At 55.9% G+C, this 26518-nt stretch carries 27 protein-coding genes and 2 pseudogenes; 12 read left to right on the top strand and 17 right to left on the bottom strand.

The window, feature by feature from the left end; all coding sequences use genetic code 11:
- The first annotated feature begins 395 nt into the window (after nucleotides 1-395).
- Nucleotides 396-959: a class I SAM-dependent methyltransferase gene (locus HA45_RS10115; protein WP_097119214.1), complete on the top strand. Its 564-nt coding sequence runs from the start codon at nucleotides 396-398 to the stop codon at nucleotides 957-959.
- Here HA45_RS10115 and HA45_RS10110 read toward each other — a convergent pair.
- Complete coding sequence (locus tag HA45_RS10110) at nucleotides 947-1666, bottom strand: glutamine amidotransferase (protein ID WP_100702861.1); 720 nt, start codon at nucleotides 1664-1666, stop codon at nucleotides 947-949. The two genes, HA45_RS10115 and HA45_RS10110, sit on opposite strands and share 13 nt — an antisense overlap.
- Nucleotides 1667-1857: 191 nt before the next feature.
- On the opposite strand from HA45_RS10110, the gene HA45_RS10105 reads away from it, so the two are divergent.
- Both HA45_RS10105 and HA45_RS10100 read left to right on the top strand, forming a co-directional pair.
- Complete coding sequence (locus HA45_RS10105) at nucleotides 1858-2742, top strand: DMT family transporter (RefSeq protein WP_100702860.1); 885 nt, start codon at nucleotides 1858-1860, stop codon at nucleotides 2740-2742.
- Nucleotides 2743-2789: 47 nt separating this feature from the next.
- The gene (locus HA45_RS10100) at nucleotides 2790-4151 is read left to right on the top strand and encodes a CoA transferase (protein WP_100702859.1); all 1362 of its coding nucleotides are present in this window, start codon (nucleotides 2790-2792) and stop codon (nucleotides 4149-4151) included.
- Here the strand turns inward: HA45_RS10100 and HA45_RS10095 are convergent, their stop codons facing one another.
- The 3 genes from HA45_RS10095 to ghrA are packed head-to-tail and all read right to left on the bottom strand — an operon-like array spanning nucleotide 4152 to nucleotide 6439.
- Entirely contained in the window at nucleotides 4152-4712 is a 561-nt protein-coding gene (locus tag HA45_RS10095; protein WP_100702858.1) for a TorD/DmsD family molecular chaperone, read from the bottom strand.
- 26 nt (nucleotides 4713-4738) lie between these two features.
- Nucleotides 4739-5476: a phosphatase gene (locus HA45_RS10090; RefSeq protein WP_100702857.1), complete on the bottom strand. Its 738-nt coding sequence runs from the start codon at nucleotides 5474-5476 to the stop codon at nucleotides 4739-4741.
- Nucleotides 5477-5500: 24 nt separating this feature from the next.
- Entirely contained in the window at nucleotides 5501-6439 is a 939-nt protein-coding gene (gene ghrA / locus HA45_RS10085) for a glyoxylate/hydroxypyruvate reductase GhrA (RefSeq protein ID WP_100702856.1), read from the bottom strand.
- 207 nt (nucleotides 6440-6646) lie between these two features.
- Between ghrA and treA the strand changes: the two are divergent.
- Together treA and HA45_RS10075 are read left to right on the top strand one after the other, a co-directional pair.
- A pseudogene (treA, locus tag HA45_RS10080) lies at nucleotides 6647-8325 on the top strand (alpha,alpha-trehalase TreA).
- 230 nt (nucleotides 8326-8555) lie between these two features.
- Nucleotides 8556-10649: a TonB-dependent siderophore receptor gene (locus tag HA45_RS10075; RefSeq protein WP_100702854.1), complete on the top strand. Its 2094-nt coding sequence runs from the start codon at nucleotides 8556-8558 to the stop codon at nucleotides 10647-10649.
- A gap of 61 nt (nucleotides 10650-10710) precedes the next feature.
- On the opposite strand, the gene HA45_RS10070 is transcribed toward HA45_RS10075, so the two are convergent.
- Entirely contained in the window at nucleotides 10711-10959 is a 249-nt protein-coding gene (locus HA45_RS10070) for a GlsB/YeaQ/YmgE family stress response membrane protein (RefSeq protein WP_100702853.1), read from the bottom strand.
- 186 nt (nucleotides 10960-11145) lie between these two features.
- Between HA45_RS10070 and HA45_RS10065 the strand changes: the two genes are divergently transcribed.
- Nucleotides 11146-11880: a flagellar brake protein gene (locus HA45_RS10065; protein ID WP_100702852.1), complete on the top strand. Its 735-nt coding sequence runs from the start codon at nucleotides 11146-11148 to the stop codon at nucleotides 11878-11880.
- Between the two features lie 254 nt (nucleotides 11881-12134).
- Here HA45_RS10065 and HA45_RS10060 read toward each other — a convergent pair whose 3' ends face one another.
- The 7 genes and pseudogenes from HA45_RS10060 to HA45_RS10030 form a co-directional block, all read right to left on the bottom strand.
- Entirely contained in the window at nucleotides 12135-13625 is a 1491-nt protein-coding gene (locus HA45_RS10060; protein WP_100702851.1) for an FGGY family carbohydrate kinase, read from the bottom strand.
- Between the two features lies 1 nt (nucleotide 13626).
- Entirely contained in the window at nucleotides 13627-14571 is a 945-nt protein-coding gene (locus tag HA45_RS10055) for a transketolase family protein (RefSeq protein WP_100702850.1), read from the bottom strand.
- Nucleotides 14564-15394 (bottom strand): transketolase, encoded by an 831-nt coding sequence (locus tag HA45_RS10050; RefSeq protein ID WP_100702849.1) that lies wholly within the window; start codon nucleotides 15392-15394, stop codon nucleotides 14564-14566. Before HA45_RS10050 ends, HA45_RS10055 begins: the two co-directional genes overlap by 8 nt.
- Before the next feature lie 196 nt (nucleotides 15395-15590).
- Entirely contained in the window at nucleotides 15591-16691 is a 1101-nt protein-coding gene (locus HA45_RS10045) for an ABC transporter permease (protein WP_100702848.1), read from the bottom strand.
- 2 nt (nucleotides 16692-16693) lie between these two features.
- Nucleotides 16694-18207 (bottom strand): annotated as a pseudogene (locus HA45_RS10040) (sugar ABC transporter ATP-binding protein).
- Nucleotides 18207-18794, bottom strand: a complete 588-nt coding sequence (locus HA45_RS10035; protein WP_128598919.1) for a DUF2291 family protein — start codon at nucleotides 18792-18794, stop codon at nucleotides 18207-18209. The pseudogene HA45_RS10040 and the gene HA45_RS10035 overlap by 1 nt, the downstream one beginning before the upstream one ends.
- Nucleotides 18795-18830: 36 nt before the next feature.
- A complete protein-coding gene (locus HA45_RS10030; RefSeq protein ID WP_100702846.1) occupies nucleotides 18831-19772 on the bottom strand; it encodes a D-ribose ABC transporter substrate-binding protein in 942 nt (313 codons plus the stop codon).
- Between the two features lie 182 nt (nucleotides 19773-19954).
- Here HA45_RS10030 and HA45_RS10025 point away from each other — a divergent pair, with 182 nt between their 5' ends.
- Entirely contained in the window at nucleotides 19955-20902 is a 948-nt protein-coding gene (locus tag HA45_RS10025) for a sugar-binding transcriptional regulator (RefSeq protein ID WP_100702845.1), read from the top strand.
- 123 nt (nucleotides 20903-21025) lie between these two features.
- Here the strand turns inward: HA45_RS10025 and emtA are convergent, their stop codons facing one another.
- Nucleotides 21026-21655 carry a membrane-bound lytic murein transglycosylase EmtA gene (gene emtA / locus HA45_RS10020; protein WP_100702844.1) on the bottom strand — a complete coding sequence of 210 codons (630 nt, stop codon included), beginning with the start codon at nucleotides 21653-21655 and terminating at the stop codon, nucleotides 21026-21028.
- A 163-nt stretch (nucleotides 21656-21818) separates the two neighbouring features.
- On the opposite strand from emtA, the gene ldcA reads away from it, so the two are divergent.
- Nucleotides 21819-22742, top strand: a complete 924-nt coding sequence (gene ldcA / locus HA45_RS10015; protein ID WP_100702843.1) for a muramoyltetrapeptide carboxypeptidase — start codon at nucleotides 21819-21821, stop codon at nucleotides 22740-22742.
- 23 nt (nucleotides 22743-22765) lie between these two features.
- Nucleotides 22766-23455: an MBL fold metallo-hydrolase gene (locus HA45_RS10010; RefSeq protein ID WP_100702842.1), complete on the top strand. Its 690-nt coding sequence runs from the start codon at nucleotides 22766-22768 to the stop codon at nucleotides 23453-23455.
- Here HA45_RS10010 and HA45_RS10005 read toward each other — a convergent pair.
- From HA45_RS10005 to HA45_RS27425, 3 genes are all read right to left on the bottom strand, one after another.
- Nucleotides 23450-23833 carry a hypothetical protein gene (locus HA45_RS10005; protein ID WP_100702841.1) on the bottom strand — a complete coding sequence of 128 codons (384 nt, stop codon included), beginning with the start codon at nucleotides 23831-23833 and terminating at the stop codon, nucleotides 23450-23452. The two genes, HA45_RS10010 and HA45_RS10005, sit on opposite strands and share 6 nt — an antisense overlap.
- Nucleotides 23834-23964: 131 nt before the next feature.
- Nucleotides 23965-24186, bottom strand: coding sequence for a YgdI/YgdR family lipoprotein (locus HA45_RS10000; RefSeq protein WP_100702840.1), 222 nt, complete (start codon nucleotides 24184-24186; stop codon nucleotides 23965-23967).
- A 279-nt stretch (nucleotides 24187-24465) separates the two neighbouring features.
- The gene (locus HA45_RS27425) at nucleotides 24466-24609 is read right to left on the bottom strand and encodes a hypothetical protein (RefSeq protein ID WP_162288445.1); all 144 of its coding nucleotides are present in this window, start codon (nucleotides 24607-24609) and stop codon (nucleotides 24466-24468) included.
- Nucleotides 24610-24745: 136 nt separating this feature from the next.
- On the opposite strand from HA45_RS27425, the gene HA45_RS09995 reads away from it, so the two are divergent.
- Both HA45_RS09995 and HA45_RS09990 read left to right on the top strand, forming a co-directional pair.
- The gene (locus HA45_RS09995; RefSeq protein WP_100702838.1) at nucleotides 24746-25075 is read left to right on the top strand and encodes a hypothetical protein; all 330 of its coding nucleotides are present in this window, start codon (nucleotides 24746-24748) and stop codon (nucleotides 25073-25075) included.
- Nucleotides 25076-25135: 60 nt separating this feature from the next.
- Nucleotides 25136-25687 (top strand): hypothetical protein, encoded by a 552-nt coding sequence (locus tag HA45_RS09990; protein WP_100702837.1) that lies wholly within the window; start codon nucleotides 25136-25138, stop codon nucleotides 25685-25687.
- Between the two features lie 25 nt (nucleotides 25688-25712).
- On the opposite strand, the gene HA45_RS09985 is transcribed toward HA45_RS09990, so the two are convergent.
- Nucleotides 25713-25919, bottom strand: a complete 207-nt coding sequence (locus HA45_RS09985) for a DUF2767 family protein (protein WP_100702836.1) — start codon at nucleotides 25917-25919, stop codon at nucleotides 25713-25715.
- Nucleotides 25920-26103: 184 nt separating this feature from the next.
- On the opposite strand from HA45_RS09985, the gene HA45_RS09980 reads away from it, so the two are divergent.
- Complete coding sequence (locus HA45_RS09980) at nucleotides 26104-26352, top strand: DUF883 family protein (RefSeq protein WP_034822005.1); 249 nt, start codon at nucleotides 26104-26106, stop codon at nucleotides 26350-26352.
- The last annotated feature ends 166 nt before the right edge of the window (nucleotides 26353-26518 follow it).

The raw sequence follows: 26518 nt of genomic DNA, 5'->3' as shown, positions 1-26518 counted from the left end.
GGTGTTTCTCCTTGCGGGACAGAGTGGCGAATAACAATTATGAAACCTGTTATTAACATTGATCGATCAATGTCAGCCTGTCAGATCGCAGAGCGGGAAACTGTGACCGCACCGAAGGAAAATTCCGGGAGTTGAGGGTTTGAGATTTATGCGTAATGGCCCTTCGCACCTGCTTCAGCGGCAATGAAATTTACGCACTTATCCGAGGCAGTGCCGCATCAGGATTGCGTGATTGATTGCGCCACTTCTCAGCGGTGTTATCAGGTGCAAATCCCCGCGCTTTTTCCCGCGCTTCGTTGCGGATAATTCCGAGTTTTGACGCATATGCAGCGAAAAGCGAAACAAACCTAATGAATTTGGTCAATATGAAGCAGGATACTCATCAGGAGAAAGAGATGTTGGCTTCAGCCCTGACGTTAATGCGCGCCAAAGCGAACTTTGTTCAGCAATTTATTCGAAACCCGCGCAAGATGGGCAGCATCACGCCCTCCTCTGCTGCGCTGTGTCGCACCATGTGCGATGCCGCCAACTGGGATCACAGCCTGCGGATCGCCGAACTCGGTGCCGGTGACGGTGTGTTAACCCGTCATATTCTGGACAGAATGTCGCCGCAAGCTCAATTAGATGTGTTCGAGATCAGTCCGGATTTAGTCAAGAGTTTGCGCGCGTGGAGCGATCCGCGTATGCAGGTGCGTGCCTGCTCAGCGGAATACCTGTCTGGCGAATACGATGTGATTTTCTCTGGCCTGCCGCTGCTGTCACTGCCGCCGGAAACGCGTGAAGCGATTCTCAGCGCCGTGCACGATGTGTTGGGCCCGCGCGGTGTCTTTATTCAGTTCCAATACACCTCATTGACCCAACCGACTCTGTCACGTTACTTCACCTGGCAGCGCCAGCGGGTGCTGAAAAATATGCCGCCCGCGTGGGTTTATCGCTGCACGCGCCATTACGCGCCCTGAGCCTGCACGCGCGGCTGCGGCCGCGTTTGCAACCAGAAACGACGCAACAACTCGCGTGACCAATCCTCACCCGCCACCTGAGCGCCATCATCGTCAATGCCTGCCGGTAAGCAGGTGGTCATGATTTCGCGGGTAAACTCAGGATGGAACTGCACCGACAGCGCCTGCGGGGAATAGCGTAAAATCTGGCAGCCATCCAGCTCGGAACGTGCCAATACTTCAGCCTGCGACGGCGGCGTGATCACCGACTGACGATGTGACAGCCACGCCTGGAACTCACCAGGCAATGTCGCTAACCAGGGATCATCACTGGCGGTGTGGGTCAGCGTTTTCAAGCCACGTTCCCAGCCGTTCGGGTTATCCCCAACTTTACCGCCCAGCGCATATGCCATCAGCTGATGGCCGTAACAGACGCCCAGCAGCGGCAACTCGGCTTCCAGCGCACCACGAATCCATGCGGCGGTGCGTTCGCTCCAGTCAGCGTGATCGGTGACCATCGCCCAGGAACCACTGAGTACGGCACCGCTAATGCGATCAAACGCTGGCAGCTCTTCGCCAAGATGTGGACGAATAATCACATAGTCATCAGGCTGCAATTGCAGCGCATCAATAAACCAGACGGGTTGTTCACCAATTTGCGCCACAACCTGCGGTGGCGGCACTTCGAGTTGAATCAGAGCAAGGGGTAAGGCGCGGGTGTGTGTCATTCCGAATTCATTCCTTAACGGAGTCAGCTTTCGGACATCCACTTTGACAGGAAATCAGTGACCTGTCTTATTTTTTTCCTGCATATGCTCATGCCAAAGCGAAAAAAAATTTCGCTCATCATCACAGATCAACCTGGCTTCGTGCCATGATTAGCCGGTGAACTTCCCCCTTTCATGTGAAGGATAACATCGTGGCAGTGCGGCATTTCTTTATGGTTCTGATGGTGGTCTCCATCTGGGCTTTCAACAACGTGGCGGTGAAGTGGGGATTACTGGAACTTCCGCCGCTGTTCCTGACCTGGATGCGCTTTGTGGTGGTGGCGATCGTGCTGGTGCCGTTCTGTCGCATTACACGTGAGCAGCTGCCGTGGCTACTCACCCTCGCCTTCACCTTTGGCTTTATGCACTTCTCGCTGCTGTTTGTCGGCATGCGCTTCACCGATGCCGGCACCGGCGCGATTGTGGTGCAGCTCGGCACGCCGATTGCCATGCTGCTGGCGATGCTGGTACTGAAAGAAAAGCTGACGCTGGTTCAGCTGTTTGGCATCGCGGTGTCATTGAGTGGCGTGGCGGTACTGTCCGGCAGCCCAACGATTCCGGCGTGGTGGGTGCTGTGCATTCTGCTGTGCAGCGCCTTTGGTTGGGCCATTAGCAATATGATCGTCAAGAAATCGCCGCCGATAAAACCGCTGACGCTCACCGGCTGGATCTCGTTCCTTGCCGTGCCGATTGTCGGTGCCGCTTCCTGGCTCACCGAATCGCACCAGTTTTACGCGTTAAGTCACGCGGGCTGGCGCGGCTGGTTTGGCATTCTTTATAGCGCGCTGGCTTCTTCGATTGTGGCTTATACCTTGTGGTATTCGTTACTGAAAAAGTACAACGTGAACCTGATCATGCCCTACTCGCTGCTCACGCCCGTTCTGGCCGTATTGATGGGCGTATTTGTGCTGGGCGACAGCATGAACAGCTTTAAGATTCTCGGCGCGTCTCTGGTGGTGCTCGGTACAGCCATTGCGGTGATTAACCTGCGTAATCTGCGCATGCACGCGCGCTTTCCGCGCCTGCGCCGCCGTTAAATTCTCTCTGCTATGCTTGAGTCTCGCGCGTTTTACGGAGACTCAATATGGATACTCAATCTGCTGCCGCGCTATGGCAGCAACTGTGGCAAGGATTGCGTGGCGCGGAACCCCTTCCCGCGCTCAGCTTTCTCCAGCCCGACAGCTTTTCTTCCGCGTTTGCCGTCAGTGAGCTGGCCGCCACCAGTATTGGGTTGGCAAGCCAGGCAGTGAGCGATTTGCTGGGTCGGCCAGCACCGGTCGGCATCAATGTGCGACTGGCCTCGCGTTGGTTTCAGCACAGTGTGATTCCGCTTAATCGTCCGCCTGCCGCGCTTTGGGACCCTTTTGCTGGCGATTACGCCACCGCCGATGGCTGGATCCGTCTGCACACCAACGCCCCGCATCATCGTGCCGCCATGGAGCAGGTGCTGGGCCAACAAACCGATCGCGCCGCGTTAGCGCAACGGGTGTCACAGTGGCAAGCGGCCGCGCTGGAGCAGGCTGTGATTGAAGCTGGCGGCTGTGCCGCACAGATGCGCAGTGAGCAGCAGTGGTTGCAGCATCCACAAGGGCTGGCGGTGAGCAACGAAGCGCTGATCGCCCAGCAGGCCTGCGGTGATGCCCCCACGCCCGACTGGCAACTGCCGCCTGCCCGTCCACTGCTCGGCGTACGCGTGCTGGATCTGACGCGCATTATCGCCGGGCCGGTTGCCACGCGGTTTCTCGCCAGCCTCGGCGCGCAGGTTTTGCGTATTGATCCTTATGGCTGGGAAGAGCCGACGCTGGAAGAGGACATCACGTATGGCAAACGCTGCGCACGGCTCGATATCAAATCCAAAGCGGGACGCGCCCAGCTGCGCGACCTGATCAAACACGCCGATGTGATGGTGCATGGCTATCGCGCGGATGCGCTGGAGAAGCTGGGGCTGGATGCAGAGTCTCGCCGCAAACTGGCACCCGGTTTGGTGGATGTCAGCCTTAATGCATGGGGCTGGAGCGGGCCGTGGCGCAATCGGCGCGGCTTTGACAGTCTGGTGCAGATGGGATGCGGCATTGCCGAACAGGGCATGATCTGGAGTGGTAACGCCAAACCGACACCGCTGCCAGTGCAGGCACTCGATCACGCCACCGGCTATATGATGGCCGCCGCCGTGCTGGAAGGGATGCGTCAGCGTCGGGAGAATCACGTTGGTTGGCAGGCACAGTTATCGCTGGCGCGCACTGCAAGGCTATTGCAACAGTTTGGCGCGTCTCCACAACAGCCGCAGCATGGCATTATGGCGCAACACGATGATGCGCTGCCGACAGTAGAGATCAATGCGTGGGGAATTGCTGAAAGGTTGCGTGCCGCCGTTTATCTGCCCGGCACGCCGATGATCTGCGCTACGCCGGGCGTGAAGCTCGGCAGTAGCGCAGCCAGCTGGTAATCAGGCTTCTTCGCTGTCGCCTTCGTTCAGCTCGTCGTACATCGCCTGAATGGCTTCACGGCTCAGCGCGGCTAGCGTGCGGTAAAACGCGGTGGTCGCGTGGGCTTCGACTTTGCCGAGGAACGCGCCGCACCATGGCATGAGATAGTCGTCGAACAGTGCCAGCTGCGCGGCGGACTCATCTTCCGCGGACTGATCTTCCAGCCACGACGCCGCCAGCAACAGCACGCCAAAGTGATCGGCTGGCGCATCGCTCAACGGCATGCCGCGTGAGGAGAGGAACGCACGCACATCCGCCTCTTGCGGGCCGTTTGGCCACTGTGAGGCATAAGGCGGTACGCTGCATTCGCTGCCGACAAACAGCGCGTTGTAATCCGCTGCCAATGCCTGCGGATCGCTGTTCTGCTGCAGACGCGTCAACAGTTCATCCTGCTCCAGCGGCCACTGAGCCTTCAGTTTGCCTTCACGTAACATCGTAAAGAGCGGCACCAGCAGCGGATCTTGTGGCTGGCGGTTGAACAGCGAGCCGATGACGCGGCAGAGAATGGAAAACTCATTCATGCAACAGAATTCCTTGAGGCTAAAAGTTAAAAGTCCGCAAATTCAGCAATGTGCTTACCGGTACGCTGTTCGAGGAAATCGAGCAGGCGGCGCGGCGTGACATTTAACACGCGATCCTCAGGAAAATCCACTTCGCGTGTGATGCGGATGCAGTGTTCGAAATGACCAAGGGTAAACGCGGTGTGTGAATCCGAGCCAAAGGCCAGACGCCCGCCCGCATCACGCACCGCTTCAGCAATGGCGCGACAGTTTGGTTCGCTGCCCGGACGCGAATGGGTAAAGGAGGAGTTGTTGATCTCCAGCGCCACATCATAATGCGCGGCCGCTTCGGCAATCGCGCGGATATCCACCGGGAATTTCGGGTTGCCCGGATGCGAAATAATGTGCACCAATCCGCCCGCCATCGCGGCAATCATCGCCTCGGTGTGATGCGCTTTGTCACGCGGCGCATACACCGGCTCATGGAAACCGGCCACGATCAGATCCAGCGCGTCCAGCATCGGACCGCTGCAATCAATCTCGCCCTGCTGGTTTTTGATGTTGGCTTCAATACCGCGCAGCACGCCTACGCCATCAATCACGCGCGGCCAGATACGCATATTAACGAAGTGCCAGTAGTGAGGCGCATCCGCCATATCCGGACCGTGATCGGTGATGGCGAACAGTTTCAGGCCATTCTGCTTCGCCTGCGCCACGTAGTCATGCAGCGTGCTGTAAGCGTGGGTACTGGCAACGGTGTGCATATGCAAATCGACGGGATACATCCTCTTCTCCTGACTCAATGTGAATTAATAACCGCGCTGACGATCGACTAAACCACCCGGTTGATCCCCTTGCTCCAAAGCAAGTATGGCACCGGCAATGAAATCCATCGCCTCGCCGGGCAACGTGATAGCCGCAGTATGTGGCGTCAATGTGACATGTGGATGAGACCAAAGCGGATGATCCGTCGGCAGCGGCTCGGTCTGGAACACGTCCAGCGCCGCGCCTGCCAGTTGACCACTGTTCAATGCGGCCAGCAGATCGGCTTCCACTACGTGCGCACCGCGCGCCAGATTGAGGAAATAGGCCCCGTGCGGTAACACGCGCAGCAGCTTTTCATCGATCAGATTAATGGTTTCCGGCGTGGTGGGCAGCAGATCAATCAGCACTTGGGTGCCATCGAAAAACGCATCCAGCTGATCGCGACCGTGGAAGGTTTGCACGCCATCGATCTGCTTAGCCGAACGGCTCCAGCAGCGCAGCGGGAAGCCCCACTGGCGCAAACTCTCCAGCACGCTGCTGCCCAGCACACCCGCACCGAGCACGCCGATGGTGAAGTTGGCGCGGTCTGCGGTGTCGAGTGGCTGCCAGTTTGCCTGATGTTGCTGCTGACGATAGTCGGCAAAACGGCGGAACCAGCCCAGCACGCACCAGTTAGCATATTCCTGCATCTGTCGCGCCATGCCAGTGTCTTCAAGGCGAAACAGCGGCACGTCATCGGCTAACATTTCCGGATGGGCGCGCAGCTGCTTGAGAATTTCGTCCACGCCCGCGCCCATGGCAAACACGCCTTTTAACGGGCGGCCAGCCAGCATCTCGGTGGGTGGTGAGCGCACAACAGCATAATCGGCCGGCGCCGTGTCGCCCGGCTGCCAGAAGCGCACGTTGGCTTGCGGTAAACGCTGACGTAGTCCAGCAAGCCAGCGATCGGGGGCTTGCGACGGGTGATACCAGATGATCTCCATAAAGTTCTCCTTTTTTTCCTTCAGCCTCAGGCAAATAGCGATTCAGGGCAAGTAAAAACCTTAGCGTTGATGCAATTTCTTACGTGATTAATTCCCGCCGCTTCACATTTCCACGGCTTGAGGCGGCTAAGCGGCGCGTTAGCGACTAAAGTTGTTCGAGTGGTCAATGTGTTAGCGCACCACCTTTTCGGACAAGGAGAAAAACCGATGATAAAAAATGTCAAATTCACGCCCGCGCCACTGACGTTCTTACTTAGCGCGGCGCTGCTGGCAGGCGCTTCTGTAGCGCAGGCGGAAGATACCAGCCGAATGCTGAGCAGCCAGCCGCAGCCGCCCGATATCCGCCTGGGGCCGCTGTTTAATGCGGTCCAGCAGGCCAAATTTTATCCGGATCAGAAAACCTTTGCCGATGCGGTACCGAAGTACAATCCCTCCTCGATACTGGCGGACTGGCAGATGCAGAAAGGCCAGCGCAACTTCGACCTCAAGCATTTCGTTGACGCCAACTTCACGCTACCTAAAGAGCAGGATAAATATGTGCCGCCTGCCGGACAAAGTCTGCGTGAGCATATCAACGGTCTGTGGCCGGTGCTGACGCGATCCACACCGACCGCCAGCCAGTACGATTCCCTGCTGCCGTTGCCAAAACCGTATGTGGTGCCGGGTGGACGTTTCCGCGAAGTTTATTATTGGGACAGCTACTTCACCATGCTGGGCCTCGCCGAGAGCGGGCACTGGGATCGCGTGCAGGATATGGTGGATAACTTCGCCACCGAAATCGATAAATACGGTCATATCCCCAACGGCAACCGCAGTTACTATCTCAGCCGTTCACAGCCGCCTTTCTTTAGTTTGATGGTGGATTTGCTGGCCACCCACAAAGGCGATGAGGCCTATCGCCAGTATCTGCCGCAGTTGCAGAAAGAGTACGACTACTGGATGGCGGACAGCGATAAGGTCGCAGCCGGTCAGGCCAGCAAGCGCGTGATTAAACTCGGCGACGGTACGCTGCTCAATCGCTACTGGGACGAGCGCGATGCGCCGCGTACCGAATCCTGGCTCGACGATGTGAATACCGCTAACAAAGCGCCGGATCGCAATAAACAGCAGGTGTATCGCGATCTGCGTGCCGGTGCGGCTTCCGGCTGGGACTTCAGCTCACGCTGGTTTACCGATGCCCACAATCTGGCCTCAATCCGCACCACGCAGTTGGCACCGGTCGATCTCAATAGCCTGATGTTCCATCTGGAGCAGGTGTTGTCCAAAGCCTCGAAGCTGGCGAATCAGGATGATAAAGCTAAACAGTTCGCGGCAGATGCTGAGAAACGCCAGGCGGCGATTAATCGTTATCTGTGGGATGAGAAACAGGCTGGTATGCCGATTATGACTGGCAGAAAAAGCAGATTCATCCGCAGCTGACCGCTGCCACGCTGTTCCCGCTGTATATGCAGGTGGCGAGTGATAAGAAAGCCGATCGCACCGCCAAAGCGGTGGAGAAGCAGCTGTTGAAACCCGGCGGCTTGGTGACCACCACGGTCAATAATGGCCAGCAATGGGATGCGCCAAATGGCTGGGCACCGCTGCAATGGGTGGCGGTGGAAGGTCTGGAACATTACAAGCAACCGAAGCTGGCGCAAGAGATTGGTCAACGCTTCCTGCAAAACGTGCAGGCCACTTACGACAAAGAGCACAAGCTGGTTGAGAAGTATGTGGTGGAAGGCGCGCAACTGGGCGGCGGCGGTGGCGGTGAATATCCGCTACAGGACGGCTTCGGCTGGACCAATGGCGTAACGCTCAAACTGCTCGACAAGTACTGTCCGAAGGATAAAACCTGTAATAACGCACGGGATATCCCGAATATGCCCGCGTTGAGCACGGGGAAATAATCACGCCGGGCGTCCCACGGGGCGCCCCTCTTCATCGGTTAGGGTTGGCAGCCCTTCTCACGTAAATCGCTGTTATTTTTCTCACATCCCCTCTCTCTTAAATTCACACCTTGAAACAAACCCCACTTAAAGATAATAATTCTCACTCTTAAATCGAATCGTATTCTCACATTTGCGGTGGCGCTTGTTTTCGGCTGCCTTTTTGCCTGCTTTCTATTAAAGGATTTCCGATGTCGCTTTTTACCCTCAATCGTGGTCGCGTGCTCTGTGCGCTGGCTTTGGCGCTGCCCGGCGCAACCTTCGCTGAAGAGGCCATGGTGGTGACCGCTCAGCCTCAGGAGAGCGCCACCTCACCCACTCAGGGCTATCTCGCCACGCACAGCAGCGGCAGTAAAACTGACCAACCGCTGCTCACCACGCCGCAATCCATTTCGGTGGTCACGCGTCAGCAGATGGAAGATCAGGGCGCACAGGATCTCAATCAGGCACTGAACTACACGCCGGGCGTGTTCACCAACTTTGGCGGTGCCGCAACTCGTTACGACACGATTGCGCTGCGCGGCTTCCACGGTGGTGATGTCGATAACACCTTCCTCGATGGCTTGCGCATCATGAGCGATGGCGGCAGCTTTAACATTCTGCAGGTGGATAACTGGTTCCTCGATCGCATTGATGTGATCAAAGGCCCCTCTTCCGCTCTGTATGGCCAGACCGTGCCGGGCGGGTTAGTGAATCAGGTGAGCAAGCGTCCGCAGTTTGCTGAAGAAGGCCATTTCCGCCTGTCGACCGGCACCAACGCCAGTAACAGCGCCGCCTTTGATTACACCAATGCGATTAACGATCAGTGGGCCTTCCGTCTGACCGGCATCACGCGCAACAGCGATACCCAGTACGATCACACGCGCGAAGAAAAATATGCCATTTCCCCGCAGCTGCTGTGGCAGCCGAGTGAAGACACCAGCCTGGTGTTGCGCGCCTATCTGCAAAAAGATCCGTCCGGCGGTTATCACGGTTCGGTCCCGGCTGAAGGCACGCTTTATAGCCACGATGGCCGCAAGCTGAGTGACGGATTCTATGAGGGCGACAGCGCGCTGGATCAGTTTAAGCGCCACGAGCAGATCTACAGTTACGACTTCTCGCACCGCTTTAATGATGTGTGGTCGGTTTATTCGACCGCCAGCTACAGCCACTCCAACGTCGATCTCGATCAGGTGTATCAGATCGGCTGGAACGCCACTAACCCGGATCTGCTGACACGTTACTACTCCGGTGAACGTTCCTCCCTGAGCGCCTGGGCTAATGACAACCGCTTGCAGGCCGATTTTGCCACCGGCGCGCTGCAGCATCGAGTGGTCCTTGGTGCCGAATACCATCGTTATAAGGACGATTTGAGCGATGCCGGTGGCTATGCGAATTCGCTGAATCCATGGACAGGCGAAGCGGTGGGCAACATGCCGGATTACACCTGGACCCAGGAAACGCGTCGTTATTATCAGACCGGGCTCTATTTGCAGGATGAAATGCAGCTTGAGCGCTGGCATCTGGATCTCTCCGGCCGCTACGATCGCATTGTGTCTAATAATGGCACCAGCCGTCGTCAGGACGATCACATCAGCGGGCGTGCTGCTCTGCTGTATGCCTTCGACAGCGGAATTTCACCTTACGTCAGCTGGAGCCAGGCGATCACCCCGGCTTCTCTGACCGATCCGAACGGCAATCAGCTGAAACCCACTACGTCAGAGCAGTATGAAGCCGGGCTGAAATACCAGCCGGTGGGCACGCGCGATATGTACTCGATCGCGCTGTATGATTTGACGCAGAACGATGTGGCCAACCGTAACGTGATTGACAGCACTTACAGTCCTTCTGGCAAAGTGCATTCGCAGGGTATCGAGTTAGAAGCCCGTAATCAGCTGACGCCGCGCCTGAGCACCATCGCCGGTTATACCCTTAATCATCTGCGCTACAAAGATTCAGTGGACGGCAACGATGGCCACACGCCATACGTGACACCGAACAGCATGGCGTCATTCTGGGGGCATTATCAGTTTGACTACGGTTTGAGCGCAGGCGCTGGCGTGCGCTATATCGGCAAGCAGTGGGCTGACAATGAAAACACCACACGTTTACCTTCGGTCACGCTGTTTGATGCCTCCGTCCGTGCCGATCTGGGCGCGTGGAATTCGCAGTTGAAAGGCGCATGGCTGCAGGTTAACGCCAATAACCTGACCGATAAAAAGTACCTCGCCGCCTGTTATGGCACCGGTTACTGCTATCGCGGTGCAGAACGGACCCTCACCGCCACTGTGGGTTACGATTTCTAAGGGCATAAAAAAATCCGCACCTCTAATGAGGTGCGGATTTCAGTCAATCAAGGGTGTACTGCTAGGTGCGGACTTTACGGTAAATCCACAGCACCACGATGGCACCCACCACCGCAACAACGAAGCTGCCAAAGTTGAAACCGTCAACCCGGCCAAATCCGAACAGGGTACTGATCCAACCACCGACCACGGCACCGACAATACCTAACACCACGGTGATGATAAATCCGCCGCCATCTTTACCCGGCATGATCCATTTAGCGATAATCCCGGCAATCAAACCAAAAATAATCCATGAAAGAATACCCATTTACTGCTCCTTACGTTATGAATCAAGGTGTTCACTGCGCTTAGTATAGCGGGATTTTTTTACTTTGCTTGATGAACGTCACAGTAAAAAAATAGTTAGCAGGCTAAAGCTTTTTGTTGAATCGTCGATAACAGTTCGATAGCCGTGTCACCCGTGATAATAACAATCGGATTAGTGGAGCAGGACGTGAAAGACGCCGATAACGAACAATATCTCAAACGAGGCACCTTAGCTGTTTTGAACGTAATGAAGGATTTGTTACGTTTCCAGACTCCATTAATGGTTAGCTTTTCGCGCGGTCAATTTATCAGTCGCATGCTGGATGCCGACGAGGATCGCGTGGTCTTCGATCTCGGCAGTAATGCGCTGGATAACGATTTAGCGCTGCAGGGCGGCGAAGTAAACATCGCCGCAGAGACGCACGGAGCCAAGGTGGAGTTCGGTTTAATTAAACTTGAGCGCACCGAGTTTGAAGGTTTACCCGCGTTTGCTGCGCCGCTGCCAGAGCTGCTGTGGCAGATCCAGCGCCGTGAGTTTTTCCGCGTCAGTGCGCCAATGGAGCCAGTTTTTTACTGTCACACGCAGTGGCCTGATGGCAGCAAAGCGCGTTTTCGTTTGCAGGATCTCTCCCTGGGCGGCGCAGGGGTGCTGCTGGATGAGACCTTGCCGGAAGGGTTAAATCGCGGCGATACCTTTAAGAAACTTCGCGTTGAGTTGGGCGAGTACGGTCATTTTGAGGTCACCGCGCAATTGCTGCACATTGGCGAGCGCAGCACCGTGACCAGCAAAAATGAAACCCGCACCACACCACGCCTGAGCTTCCGCTTTACCGCCATCGAACCGGTGCAGGAGCGTCAGTTACAACAGGTCATCTTCGCTTTGGAACGTCTGGCGCGTGATAAAGCCAATCGTTTCCAGTAAGTGATGTAATACGGGATATTATCGAACCTTGAACATACCGTAGCGGCGCGATTTATCGCGCATTTTTGCTCAGCTGAGTCGCTGTCATAAGCGCAATAAATTGCGCCGCTACGGGTGTTACAGAGGTTAGCCGTGCGGTTGATAGCGACAACGCGCCATCGAACCGGTGCAGGCGCGTCAGTTGCAGAGGTTAGCCATGCGGCTGATAGCGACAACGCGCCATCGAACCGGTGCAGGAACATCAGTTGCTGAGGTTAGCCGTGCGGCTGATAGCGACAACGCGTCACCGCATCCAGCCATCCCTGATAGTTGGCTTCCAGGCTTGCCGCCCGATCGGTGCGCGGCTCAATCACACTGCCGCCTTGCAGCGCCTGCATATCACTGCCCTGCTGCCACCAGCCTAATAAACGTCCCGCCAGCAGTGCAGCACCAAGCGCGGAGACTTCGGCGGTGGGGGCTCGTTTCAACGGTCGCTGTAACACGTCTGCCTGTAGCTGCATCAGCCAACTGTTTTCGGTTGCCGTGCCATCGACACAGAGCGCGGGCAGCTGCACACCACTGGCCTGCTCCATGGCGAAGAACACATCGGCAATCTGGAAGGTGATCGATTCCAGCGCCACTCGCGCCAGCACCTCTGGCGTGGCGGCATCGGTGAGACCACACACCATGCCGCGAGCCTTTAAATCCCACCACGGTGCACCCAGACCCGAGAGTGCTGGCACAAAATAGATGCCCTGATTATGTTCACTGTGCTGCGCCATCTCGGTGAGTTGACGTGGATCGCTGATACCCAGCATGCGTCCCAGCCATGCCGCACCCGATCCGGTGTGCGTAATGTTGCCTTCAAAAGCAAAACGCAGCGTGCCGTCGTGCCAGGCCACCGTGGTGCTGAGACCATTTTCCGTTAGCAGCGGTGTCGCCATCGACATCATCAGCGACGATCCGGTGCCATAGGTGGCTTTCACCACCTCTTCACTGCCGCTACGCTGTGCCTGCAGTGCCGCATGTGAATCTCCAATGCGTGCAAGGATCGGCGTGCCCGGTTTCAGCCCGGCGATATCCGTTAGCACCACCACACCCTGCGCACTGGCGGAAGGGACAATGTCAGGCAGTGCCGCTCGTGGAATGTGGAATAGCGCCAGCAGTTCGTCATCCCAGTCACCGCTGTGCAAGTTGTATAGCTGGGTGCGGGCAGCATTGGCGTGATCGGTGACGAAGCTTTCGCCGGCGCTTAATTGCCAGCTGAGCCAGCTGTCCACGGTACCGATGCAGAGTTCACCGGCCTGTGCGCGCGCCAGACCATCCGGCAGCATTGCCAGCATGCCGGTGAGTTTGCCCGCCGGGAACATGGGATCAACCGCCAGTCCGGTTAAACCGGTGATACGTGGCGCTTTGCCCGCCACGCGCAAATCACGACAAAACGCTTCAGAACGGCGATCCTGCCAGCTCACTAAGGGAGTCAACGATTGGCCATCGCGACGCTGCCAAATCAGTACCGACTCGCGCTGATTGCTGATTGCTACCGCGGCCACGTCTGCCCCGCCGCACTGCGCCAGACAACTTTCCATCGCCTGCTTCACCGCCTGCCAGATCGCCTGGGGATCCTGCTCGGCTAAGCCCGGTTGCGGATGAACCAGGGTCAACGGCTGGCTACCGCGTGCCACAACGCGACCCGCACGATCCACCGCGATGGCTTTGGCGTTGGTGGTGCCTTCATCAATTGCCAGTATCAACGGACCCGCCATGTTACGCTCCTGCACATATGCGTACTGCACGCTTCACCACGCTGGCGGCATCAATCGCATGGTGAGCACGCGTGGATGCGCGATCGCCTGCAATCGCGTATTGCCCATCTGGAATGCCCAGACGCAACAGCGGAATGCCGCAGCCGCCTTCGGCCAGCACTTCAGCCACCAGGCTGCCCACTCCGCCGTTAACGTTGTGCTCTTCAACGGTGATCACCGCCGGATAATGCTTTAACAGCTCTTGCAGCTGTTGGGTATCACAGGGGCGAATTGATGGAATGGCGATCACACCCGCACTGATTCCTTGTTCATCTAATTGCTCAGCCGCGTTAACTGCCTCATGCACAGTAGACCCCATTGCCACCAGTACGATGTCGTGACCTTCACGTAATACGTCAATCTGGCCGGGACGGAATTGGTAGTTTTCATCGTGCAGCTGTGGCAGATCTTTGCCGTCGAGACGGATGTAAACCGGCCCAACGTGCGCCAGCGCATAGTCGATGATTTGCCGGCATTCGAGCGGGCAAGACGGGGCGTAGATTTCGATATTGCCGAAGCCGCGCATCACCGCAATATCATCAATGCTGTGATGGGTGCTGGCCAGCGGCCCATAGCTGGCACCGGCATTCAGGCCAAACAGTTTGACGTTGGTGTTGTTGTAGCAGACGTCCACTTTCACCTGTTCGTTGGCGCGCGAAATCAGGAACGGTGCAGCATTACAGGTCACCGCCACTTTTCCGCCAATGGCTAATCCGGCGGCGGTGCCCACCAGGGTTTGCTCGGCGATACCGACGTTAATCAGCCGATCCGGAAAGGCTTTAATGAAAGGTGAGATTTTGGCGGTCGAGGTGGAGTCCGCCACCACCGGCACCAAATCGACACCACGATTAACGGCATCAATAAAGGCTTCCACCATCACCGCAGCCAGGTGTTTTGCATTACTCATCTTTCAGTTCCTCCAGTGCCAGTTCGATCTCTTCTCCTTTTGGCACACGGTGATGCCACTCTGGTTTGCCCTGAATAAAGGAGATACCAAAACCTTTCTCGGTGTGCGCCACAATCACCTGCGGCTTGCCGTTACGCGGCAGGCTTTCAATGGTTTCCACCACCGCCGCCATGTCGTTACCGTTACACTCGGTCACCTCTAAACCGAACGCGCGCCATTTATCCGGCAGCGGATCGGTATTCATGATGTCGCGCGTGTGCCCCGCCAGCTGCAGCTTGTTCTTGTCGTTGATGATCACCAGGTTATCGAGGTTGTAGTGTGCCGCCACCAGCGCAGCTTCCCAGTTACTGCCCTCGGCCAGTTCCCCGTCGCCGGTCACCACAAAGATGCGGCGGTCGCTGTTGTCTTTCTTCGCCGCCAGCGCAATGCCCACCGCCACCGGCAAGCCATGGCCCAGCGCGCCGGTATTTAGCTCCACGCCCGGCGTTTTCTGTCGCACCGGATGGCCCGGCAAATGCGAATCCGAATGCTGGTAGGTCGGCAGCCATTCCGTCGGGAAGTAGCCCGCTTCCGCCAGCACGCAGTAATAGCCGCCCACTGCATGCCCTTTCGACTGAATATAGATGTCACGTTGCGGATCGTTGGTGCGATCCGGGGCGCAGTTCAGGATGCGGAAATAGAGCGCTGTCAGGATCTCGACCTGCGAAAGATCGGCACCGGTGTGTCCGCCCGCCGGACTGCCCGCATTGAGCTGGATAATCCGACGACGCACGGCACGCGCTTTCGCGGCCAGATCCGCCACCGAGTATTTGAAAGGATTCATAGACACCTCTGCATTTTAAAGCGTTATTGAATATATATTCACAACAGATAAAAAATTTACCCAGATTTTTACCCTAAATAAGCTGAGTTGCGGGAAGGCGGCCAACTCGTCAATCCCCAGGAGCTTACTCAGGTAAGTGACTGGGGTGAGCGAGTGCAGCCAACGCACCTGCGTCTCGGCTTATGACGGGTAACGATTAACCTTTGGCCTCACCTTCCTGAATCAGTGCCTTCTGTGCCACCACCGCCGCTTTCTGCTGCATGCGGCTTTGCATCTGGTCGATGATGACCGCCACAATAATCACGATGCCTTTGATCACCATTTGCCAGAACTCGCTGACGCCCATCATGATCAGCCCATCCGCGAGGAAACCGATAACAAAGGCCCCCACCAGCGTGCCCAGAATGGTGCCGCGTCCGCCGGCCAGCGAAGTGCCACCGAGCACCACTGCTGCAATCGCGTTCATCTCAAATGAGGTGCCGTTGGCAGGATGGCTGGCGACCAGTTGTGAGGAGACCACAATGCCCGCTATCGCTGCACAGAAGCCAGACAGGGTGTACACCCAGATTTTCACTGACTTCACTTTGACGCCAGAAAGCTCTGCTGCACGTTCGTTATCGCCAATCGCATATACCTGACGGCCAAACGGCAGGCGACGCGCCACATAGGCAATCACCAGCGCCAGCACCACCATCATCCAGATTGCCCACGGCAGGCCGAGGAAATACCCCGCGCCGATTTTTTCAAAACCGGTGTTTCCTAGCTGCTCATTGCCCTGCAAACCGGGAAAGGTTTCGCCACCCGAGGTCAGCATGGCCGCGCCGCGCAGGATGTACATCGTGCCCAGCGTGCAAATAAACGGCGCAACGTTGTATTTGGTGATAATCCAGCCATTGACCGCACCAATCAGTCCGCCCACCACCAACACCACCGGCACAATCACCCAGACGCTGGGAAAAATGGCGATGCCAAACATCGGTAACACAATCCCTTTGGTGATCAGCCAACCGGCAATCATGCCGCACAGCCCGAGGGTGGCACCGATTGACAGGTCAATCCCGGCGGTGATGATCACAAAGGTGATGCCCAGCGCCAGAAATGCATTGATGGCGATGTGTTTCACCATGATCACCATGCTGCCAACGGCAAGGAAATCCGGTACGGTAATCGCGAAGAAGCCAACAATCAGAAACAGCGCGATAAAGGTGCGCAGTTTTAACAGCAACAGAATCAGGCCTTCACGTGAGTTAAACGCTTTGCCTGGCGAAGCGAGCGCCATCGCGCCTTGATTTTTCATGTTCAGAATCCTTGTGCGCTTGCTTTAACCAGCGCCGCTTCTTCCGCTTCCGCGCGCGGCAGGTTGGCCGTCAATTTGCCGCCCGACATCACCAGAATGCGATCGGCGACCGCCATGATTTCTTTCAGGTCCGAGGTGGAGAACACCACCGCTATTCCCTGCTGAGACAGTTGCACCATCATGCGAAACACCTCGGCTTTGGCACCCACATCAATGCCGCGACTGGGTTCGTCCAATAGCAGCAAGCGGGGATTGGTTAACAGCGAACGGCCAATCACCACTTTCTGCTGGTTGCCGCCGCTGAGGGCACTGATGGCCACCTCTGGCGAGGAGATTTTGATGGCCAGATTACCCACGGTGCTGGTCACTGCCTCGCGTTCAGCCTGTTCAGAAATCACCGTGCGATGCGATAAACGCCGCCACAGGCTGGCAATGGTGAGATTGCTGGCCACTGAGGAAATCGGGAAAATACCGGCGCGTTTACGATCTTCAGGCACCAGACTCATGCCCATGCGGATGCGTTCGGCGGTCGGCAAGCGCGTTGGCAGCGGTTTGCTATCCAGCCACAGCTTGCGAGGTAGTTGCGCTGTGTGCCGAGCAGGCATTCAAACAGCTCGGTGCGCCCCGCGCCCATCAGGCCGTAAATACCGACGATTTCGCCGGCGCGCACGTTGAAACTGACGTCGTCCACCAGCGTGTTACCGTTCGGGCTGACGCAGGTGATGTGCTCCGCTTCCAGCACCGGCGCGCCAAACTCCCGGTTCGGTGGCAGAAAATTACTGACCGGTTCACTGCCGAGCATTTCGCGCACGATCCACGGCACATCGATCTCACTGACTTTGGCTTCCGCCTGAAATCGTCCGTCACGCAGGATGGTAATCACATCGCCAATCGCCATCAGCTCTTCCAGCCGGTGCGAAATGTAGATGATAGAGACGCCCTGCCGCGTCAGTTCACGGATCACCCGGAACAGGATCTCCACTTCGGTTTTGCTCAGCGCCGAGGTCGGTTCATCGAGAATCAAAATGTCGGCGTTTTCCGCCAGCGCTTTGGCAATCTCCACCAGTTGCTGCTGGCCCACTTTCAGGTTACCCACCCGCTCGTCCGGCGAGATCGGCTGGTCGAGACGTTGCAGCAGCGCGCGGGTACGACGCTTCTGTTCGGCTTCATCAATCGGTCTAATGCCACGCTGGATTTCTCTGCCGAGGAAGATGTTCTCCGCCACGCTGAGGTTTTCAAACAGGTTTAGCTCCTGATGCACCATGCCGATGCCGTGGCGCGCGGCATCTCGCGTACTGCTCAGCACCACTTTTTGGCCGTTAAGGAACATCTCGCCGCTGGTCGGTTGCTGTACCCCTGCGAGGATCTTCATTAATGTGGATTTACCCGCGCCATTTTCACCGATGATGACGTTCACTTTGCCGCGCCATACGCGATAATCCACACGATCCAGCGCCAGCGTGCCGGGAAACAACATCGACATCTGGTTCGCCTGCAGGATGATTTCGTCACTCATCATGGATTCCCCTGCTGCAACTGAATTGCCACCACGTCCACCACCTTGTGCGGTTCCATGCTGACGGCTAACAGCGCCTGCACCGGTTTACCCACCCAACTGGCATCCACCGGCGGCAGTTGCTGCACCGCGTGGCGATTGAGCGCCTTCGTCAACTGCGCGTACTGCACCTGATTGGTGAACTCTTCAAAGCGATATCCCGCGGCATCACGAATCGCATTACTGCGCAGCACCGGCCCAATCAATACCTTGACCGGTTTGCCATTGATCGTCAGGGTCAGGCTGCGCTCACGTTCGTTACTGTTATCAAACGCGTTCACCGTGCCGCTGGCGCGCACAAATACGCTTTCGGTGCCGCCGGCTTTAACGGTTTGGCTTTTGGTTTCCATATCGGCCCAGCTCAGCGCCTGCTGCTCGGCTGGCTGCTGCACGCGGCTGGCCCAGCTGGATTCGGCGATCTGCTGCGGCGTTTGGCTGCTGTAACCGGGCTTGGCGTTGGGATCTTTCGGCATGATGGGATTGCCGTTTGCATCGAGATCCACCACGGTGCAGGCGGTTAATATCAGCGATAAGAGCCCAACCACCAGCCCGGCTGCTGTTTTCCCTTCATGCCGACCTCCGGGTTACTTCGCCAGATTGAAGTTTTTCAACTTCGCGGCATTGCTGTCATCGATCAGCACGCAATCCATCAGCTGCTTCTCTTCTTTTTGCGCTTTGCCATTTTTCAGGTAGTAATCCACCTGCTCCACGGCCATCTGCGCTTGTGCCCAACCTGGCTGCAGCACCGTGGCTTTGATATTGCCTTTGTTAATGATGGAGTCGCGGGTGTAGTCGCTGCCGTCAAAGCCGACGATGATCACGTTGGTTTTCCCGGCCGCTTTCAATGCCGCTTCAGCACCCAGCGCCATGGTGTCGTTGCCGGAGATCACGCCGACAATATCGGGGTTTTTCTGCAGAATGGTTTCCATACGACTGAAGGCTTCGGTCTGACTCCAGTTTGCGCTCTGCTGCGCCACCATTTTCATGTCGGGATAATCATCCAGCACATCGTGATAACCCTGCGAACGCACCCCCGCGTTGGTGTCTGACTCTTTGCCCAGCAACTCAACGTAGGTGCCTTTTCCATTCAGTAGCTTGGCGAACTTCTCCGCGCCGAGCTGTGCGCCCTGATAGTTGTTAGACACAATCTGTGCCACGGCGACGCCGGTTTTGTTGATTTCACGGTCAATCAGGAAAGTAGGAATACCGGCGTCTTTGGCTTTCTGCACCGGACCAACGGTGGCGTCAGCACCGGCGTTATCTAAAATGATCGCTTTTGCTTTGCGGGCAATAGCGGTTTCGATCAACTGATTCTGCTTATTCACGTCATCATCGTGCGATGCCACCAGCGTGGTGTAGCCAAGCGCCTTTGCTTTCTGTTGCGCGCCATCCGCTTCTGCTTTGAAGAACGGGTTATCGTGTGAAGGCGTGATGATGGCAATCAAGCCTTTCTCTGCCGCCAGCGTTGCCGCTGAGGCTAACATCAGTGAAGCCAGTAGGGTCATTTTAAGGACAGATGCTTTCATTGATTTTCTCCGCTTGAATATATATTCAATTGCGATTTTATATGCATAATGACTATGCGCTGGCTTGCGACACTCGTCCATCGCGCGATCCTGAAAAAGCGAAAACGATCACAAAATGTTCTGCGTTGTTATTTCTGACAGGCTGATTAACAATACCAGGCAGGTTAAGAGAGAGAAAAACCATGGCAAAACAGGACGAACAGCGGCTGATGGTGAAAATCGCCACGCTTTATTATGTGGAAGGCATGAAGCAGTCCGACATCGCACAACTGCTGAAACTGTCGCAATCCTTTGTGTCACGCATCCTCAATCGCAGCGTGAAAGAAGGTGTGGTGAAGATCAGCGTGGTCCCTCCGGCGAATGTGTTTCCCGAACTGGAGAAGGCCATCGAGCAGCAATATCAGCTGCCGCAGGTGATTGTGGTGGATGTGCCGGATCAGGCCTCTGCCCTGCAAATTAAACAATCTATTGGTTCAGCAGCCGCGCACTATCTGGAAACCCGCCTGCGCGCCGATGAGCTGATTGGCATCTCCTCATGGAGCGGCACCATTCGCGCCATGGTGGATGCATTGCATCCGCAAAGCGCACCCTGTAAAGGGGTGATCCAGCTGCTCGGCGGCGTGGGCGCCAATGGCAACGTGCAGGCCACCATCCTGACGCAAAATCTGGCGGCGTTGCTGGATTGCCCAGCCTGGCTGCTGCCCTCACAGTCAATTGAGCATTCGGTGCAGGATCGCCAGCGTTTATCGGTCAACCCCGACGTGGCGGTGGTGCTGGAAAAATTCGAACAGGTGGATCTGGCGATTGTCGGTATCGGCGATCTCGAGCCCTCAGCGCTACTGCGTAATTCCGGGAACTACTACGACGGTGAAATGCTGCGCACGCTGGCCGAACGCGGTGCCGTGGGCGATATCTGCCTGCATTACTTTGACGCCGATGGCAAACCGGTGCTGAGCGCGGAAGAAGATCCGGTGATTGGCATGGAGCTGGCGCAAGTCAGGCAGTGCGCGCAAGTGGTGGCGCTAGCGGGGGGTAAAGAGAAAGCACAGGCGATTCGCGGTGCATTGCGCGGCGGATACGTGAAGGTGCTGATTGTGGATTATCCCACGGCGCGGCTGTTGATCGAGTGATGTCATTCAAGTGGGCGCCATACATGGCGCCACTACACCGACAGGGTATGCATCAATGGTGCCCCTCATCGAGAAGGGCGTCATTACGACAGACAGGTGCGTATTGCAGCGCAGCGGGCGCTATCAGCCAATGGTGCGGTAAGCTGTCGTGACCTTCCATAAGTAACGTGGTGCCTGCGCCGCCGGATGTTTATCCTGCACGTGCTGATAAAACTCGTCTGGTGACATTCTGTTAATCATCGCAATCGCCTGGTCGCGGTTGCGTGAGAAGGTGCGCAGCAGTGCACCTGCACCATTGGCGTAGGAAACGATGGTGGCGTAGCGTAGCGTCAGCGGGTTTTGAATACCGGCTAACTCTGAATCCTGCAGCAGCTTGAGATAAGCCGCGCCGATTTGAATATTCTTCGCCGGATCGCGCAGTTCCGATGACGTCGGCTGGCCGTGACGGCCCTGCGTGCGATACACCGCACGACCTGCGGTAGAGGCTTTAATTTGCATCAATCCTACCGCGTTAGAACGGCTGGTCACGGTAGGATTGCCGCCGGATTCGACACTAATAATGGCGCTGATTAACTTCTCATCAACGCCATAATGACTGGCGGCATCTTCGGTAAACAGTGACCACGCATCATTCACTTTCGACGGCGGTGCCTGGGTTAATGGCGTATTTTTTTCTGGCACGACCGTTTTTTCTGGCTCACTGGCACAGCCCGCAAGCAACAGAGCAGAGAGCATAAGTAGTCGAATTTTCACTGATTTTTGGTTCCGCAATAAGGTTGGCGCAAGCTATCATACCTGGCGCAGCGCAATGCAAAATTACCGTTTATCCTAAATAAGTAAAAAACCTTGTGCTGCCGTGACTTCAGTAACGGTTTTCGCCATCATCGGCATGCCAATTTTAATCAGGATCTACGCTATGGTCGCCTCCCGCTCAATTCGACTGATCGCCCCTTCTGGCTATTGCCACAATCAGGATGCGGCTCAGCGTGCCGTTAGCCGTTTAGAGGCTGCGGGCCATCATTTGGACAATCAATCCGTTATCGCGCGCCGCTTTCAGCGCTTTGCCGGTGAGGACAGTGAACGCCTGAATGACATCAACCAACTGGCCACGCTCGCCACACTGCCCGATATCGTCTTAGCGGTGCGCGGTGGTTATGGCGCCTCCAGATTGCTTGACCAGATTGATTTCGTCGGGCTGCAGCGCCAGTTGCTTAATCAGCCCATCGCACTGTGCGGACACAGTGATTTCACCGCTATTCAGTTGGCATTACTGGCGCAAACCGGGTTGATCACCTTCAGTGGGCCGATGCTGGCTGGCAATTTTGGTGCAGAGGTATTATCCGAATTTACCCAGTCGCACTTTTGGCAGGCGCTTTCTTCTCCTACAGTCAATATAGGCTGGCGCAGCCTCAGTCCGGATACGGGTCGCTGGCAAGGGACATTGTGGGGCGGAAATCTGGCGATGATCTGCTCGCTGATTGGCACACCGTGGATGCCGCAATGTGATGGCGGTATTTTGGTGATCGAAGATGTGAACGAACATCCCTTCCGTATTGAACGCATGCTGATTCAGCTGCAACAGAGCGGAATTTTGGCGCGTCAGCGCGCGATCGTTACCGGCAGTTTCACCAGCACCTCGCTCTCGGCCTATGATAATGGCTTCGATTTTGCCAGCGTATGGCAGCGCATCCGCGATGAGTATCAAATTCCGGTGATCAGCGATCTGGCCTTCGGACATGATGCCGATACTGTTACGCTGCCATTGGGCGCCAGCGCTACGCTACAACTTGATCAGGGCGAAGCCCAACTTGCCTTCACCGGCCACCCGACATTGCGCTGACGTTTTGCCGCAGGAGACCGACATTGAAGCCACTCTACGAAGATTTGTGGATCTCCACGCCGGAATTTCCCTCTGAAGAAACTGCCAGTGATGTGATGATGCATGGCTTTATGCTGCGCCATCCGCGCGGCAATTTGCTCATTGGTCGCGTGGAGCATCCGCTCGATCACGAATTTCTCAACGATGCCGGTGGCGTGATCCGCCATTATCTTACCCACTGGCATGAGGCCGCGCCCGGTGCGCTGGCCATTCAGCAGCGCTTTAACAGTGCATTGTACTGCCATAGCCGCTCGTTGGGTCCAGTGAGCCTGATTATCGAGCCGGATGAAACCTTCATCCAGCAGGAAACCCATTTTGGTGATTTCCATCTGTTGCCCACGCCCGGCCATACGCCCGGCAGCAGCAGTTTTCTTTACCACTCCCCACTTGGGCATACTTATCTGTTTGTGGGCGATACGCTCACCTGCGATTACAACCGCTGGATCAGCGTGCTGGTGCCGGAAAGCAATCCCGCGGAGCTACAGCAATCGTTGGAACTCTATCGCGCATTGCGCCCCGATGTGGTGTTGATGAGCACCACACGCGGTCATCTGTCATGGGCGAAAGTGGATTTGCAAAGCTGGCTGGCCGCCATTGATGAGGCAGAACAGTCACCGCTGGATCTGCGCCAGCAGCAGCTGCTTAATCACGTTGATATGTCTCGGCCATCATGAGTTAGGCCGCTGACTGTCGTCGTAGCGCTCCAGCGAAAGGATCTCCGTATCGCGTTTTTCCGTGCGATTGCAGGGTATCAGCTTATTGCTGTCGGCGAACACGAAGAACGTATCGTCGTTGTTTTTGTTCACAATCAGCTGATCGCCATTGCGGAAGCGCGTAATCGCCACTTTGTCTCCACCTTTCATGCTGACGCGCTGCTGCCCAGCCGCAATTTGGAAGTGACGCGTGGGCCACATCAGGGTGCTTAAACCGTATTCGGCACGTGAAACGGTCATGGTTGGGCGGCCCGGACAGGTGATTTGAAATTCGGTTTCGCTCCACGCCGGCGCGATTTGACATGCCATCAGGCCAACGGCAATAGCTATCGCCTTCATTGGATTCTCCGCTGAGGTTAGATGATGATTTCGTTGGGTTTTGTGCGGAGAAGCCTAGCATAAATTCAAGCGGGATGATGTGCAATGGCCCGCCAGCAGCGGGCCAACAAGGATTTTTGCGCGAGAATCAGTTAGTTAACTGAATTCATGTCCTTGATTTGATTTCGATTTATCTGCTGTTCCTTACCGTCGATATCTTTGTAAGTAATCATGCCAGTATCTTCATCTACCACCGGTTTACCTTGCACAACAATGGTTTGCCCGTCAGTGGTGTGCAACACGTGGTCGGATGCACAACCCGCCAACAGCAGGCCGAGGCTAAAAGTACCAATTAAAAGCAGTGTCTTTTTCATCTCATCCTCCTTTTGGATCCACTGTCAGGTTTAGCACAGCCAGCCGCAAAGTGAACCAGGAGAAAGATTAATGCAGGGTAAGACAACCGCTGTGCATCAGCCGATATCGACTGAGCAGCAGCTTTATTGCGTGGATTTTCCACCGCAGGCGGGTGGGAGAAAGGCGTGACGTGGGGGATTACTCTGCGGCAACCTGTGCGGCCACCAGCATTAATGCCAGCCCCGCGTCTTCTGGGTCGAAACGCTGCATCACTTCATGGATGGCCGCTACGCAGTTCATTACCTGCTTTTTTTGTCGGCTTCTAATTTATCAATCGCGTGCTGAAGAATCATTAAACTCGCTTCTTCTTCTCTCATAGATTTGCCCTTGTTTTGCTTACCTGATGCGCAACGCTGGCAAGAATAACGTTTATCTGCTACCAAAGTCACCCCTTAACATTCTTACCGCTTAACGATTAAGCAAATGCCAAATGGGAAGCGGCGCCAGAAATGCTATGATCAGGTATTGAGTGTGCATTTGCGGGCCACTGCAAACCAGGGAACGAACCAGGACAGGATCATGTTGCGAATCACCGTTGTACTCACCCTCTTATTACTGGCTGGCTGCAGCTCTACGCCCAAAGGCGTCGACTGCCCAGGAGAAGTTGCGACCATTTATGGTCAGTCGAAGGGAAATACTCAGGCGCGCATTTTCGATTTAGTGAATGCTTTCGCCGTCACGCGCGAGGGTGTTACGGTCCAAAGCGGCAGACTGCACTCGACCGATCGCTTCCAGTATGTCCCTTCTGCGGTAACAGCCGAGGGTTTTACGGCGCAACGCCTGTCAGATAAACAGTTCCGACTGATCAATCCTTATCAGAACACCATGATTACCTGGACGTGCCCTTAAACGTGCTTAGCCGGGCAAGATGGTTTATTGTCAGGCTTCCTCACGCTGCGGACCTGCACCATGGAAAAGAGTCTGGATAATAACGGCTATATTGATTTCCCCTTCCCTGCCTCCACCAATGCGGATGGCTCGGTGAATCCCTGTGGGTTTGATCTCACGCTGGAGACCGGCCGTATTGATGAAATATCAGCAAGTAAACATTCCGAAAATTTACGCCGTTTACTGGAAGAGGTGAATCTGCAGGAAGGCGTGTTCATGACGCTAGCCTGTGACTGGCAGCAACGTGAAGATGGCGTGTGTGGATTTATAGACGTGGCATTACGCCCCACGCTTTCGAGCGGCAGCAGTGAAGAGACGCAAAGTCTGGATCAGGCGTTTGAACTCTATCTCAGTCGCCAGGAGAAGCAGCACAACATGCAGAGTGGCGCCTTGGTTAATTACGCGCGCGCCGTGCTGGACTGGAGCTGGTCGCCCCTGCATCAGCGCCACATGCGCTACGAGAAAGTCACTATTCGCTATTACTGCCAGCAGTCTGACGATGCTGAATGGTGTTTTGACCACTTACGCCACTTTTTAGTGACCTGGTATCCGGCCTATCGCGGCAATCAGTAAGGGCGCCATGTCGCGCCCTCCAATTTCATGGCCTGACCAAACGGATAGCATGTTCTAACATCCGTTGCTCATCGCGCTCGTCATTAGCGCGGTGATGGCGGGTTCGCTTTAGCAAATCCGTGATTTCAGCCCGTTTGGTCTCATGGCCACACTCGGTGAGTACAATCACAGCATCGCCAATGACACGGCACACCTCATCATAATCGTCTTCACTCAACACATCGCGCTTCATGCGTCCTCCCGCTGTAGTTCGGCCAGTCAAACAATGATGCCAAATGCACCTTCGCACGTTTAAGCCTGGACAGAATTACTCATTCCTGCAAACCGCTGTTACAACCTTATCGGTTTGAGGGTTGCTGGCCTGAAAATCTGTGACTACGCTGAAACGTAATATTCACAACCAACAGGGAATTATCATGACTGATAAAGCGGAAGCAAAATTGAATGAAGCAGCGGGCGCTGTAGAAGAGAAGATCGGGGAATGGACTGGCTCTCGCAAACATCAGGCTAAGGGTGCTGCACGTCGTTATCCGGCGCAAGCCAGCTATGCAGTGCAGGATGCTGCAGACTGCGTGGTTAAATCTGTGCGTGATAATCCGGCAACCGGTCTGGCCGTCGCCGCCAGCATCGGAATCATTGTCGGTTTCCTGCTCGGCAGGAAATAATCTGCAATCAGGGGCCTTTACGGCCCCAATGACTATTGATGTTGACCTGCTTCATCCAATCGTTCCTGAATGTGCTCATCTGGCGTCTCTGCCACATCAGCCGTGCTGTTATTCACATCCAAATGACGACCATGTTGTCCAATGACTTTCATTGGGACATCAGGTA

Origin of the sequence: Pantoea rodasii (assembly GCF_002095465.1) — a bacterium.
Taxonomy (GTDB): Bacteria; Pseudomonadota; Gammaproteobacteria; order Enterobacterales; family Enterobacteriaceae; genus Pantoea; species Pantoea rodasii.
Note: the sequence above shows the minus strand (reverse complement) of the source record. Positions and strands in the feature narration are given on the sequence as shown.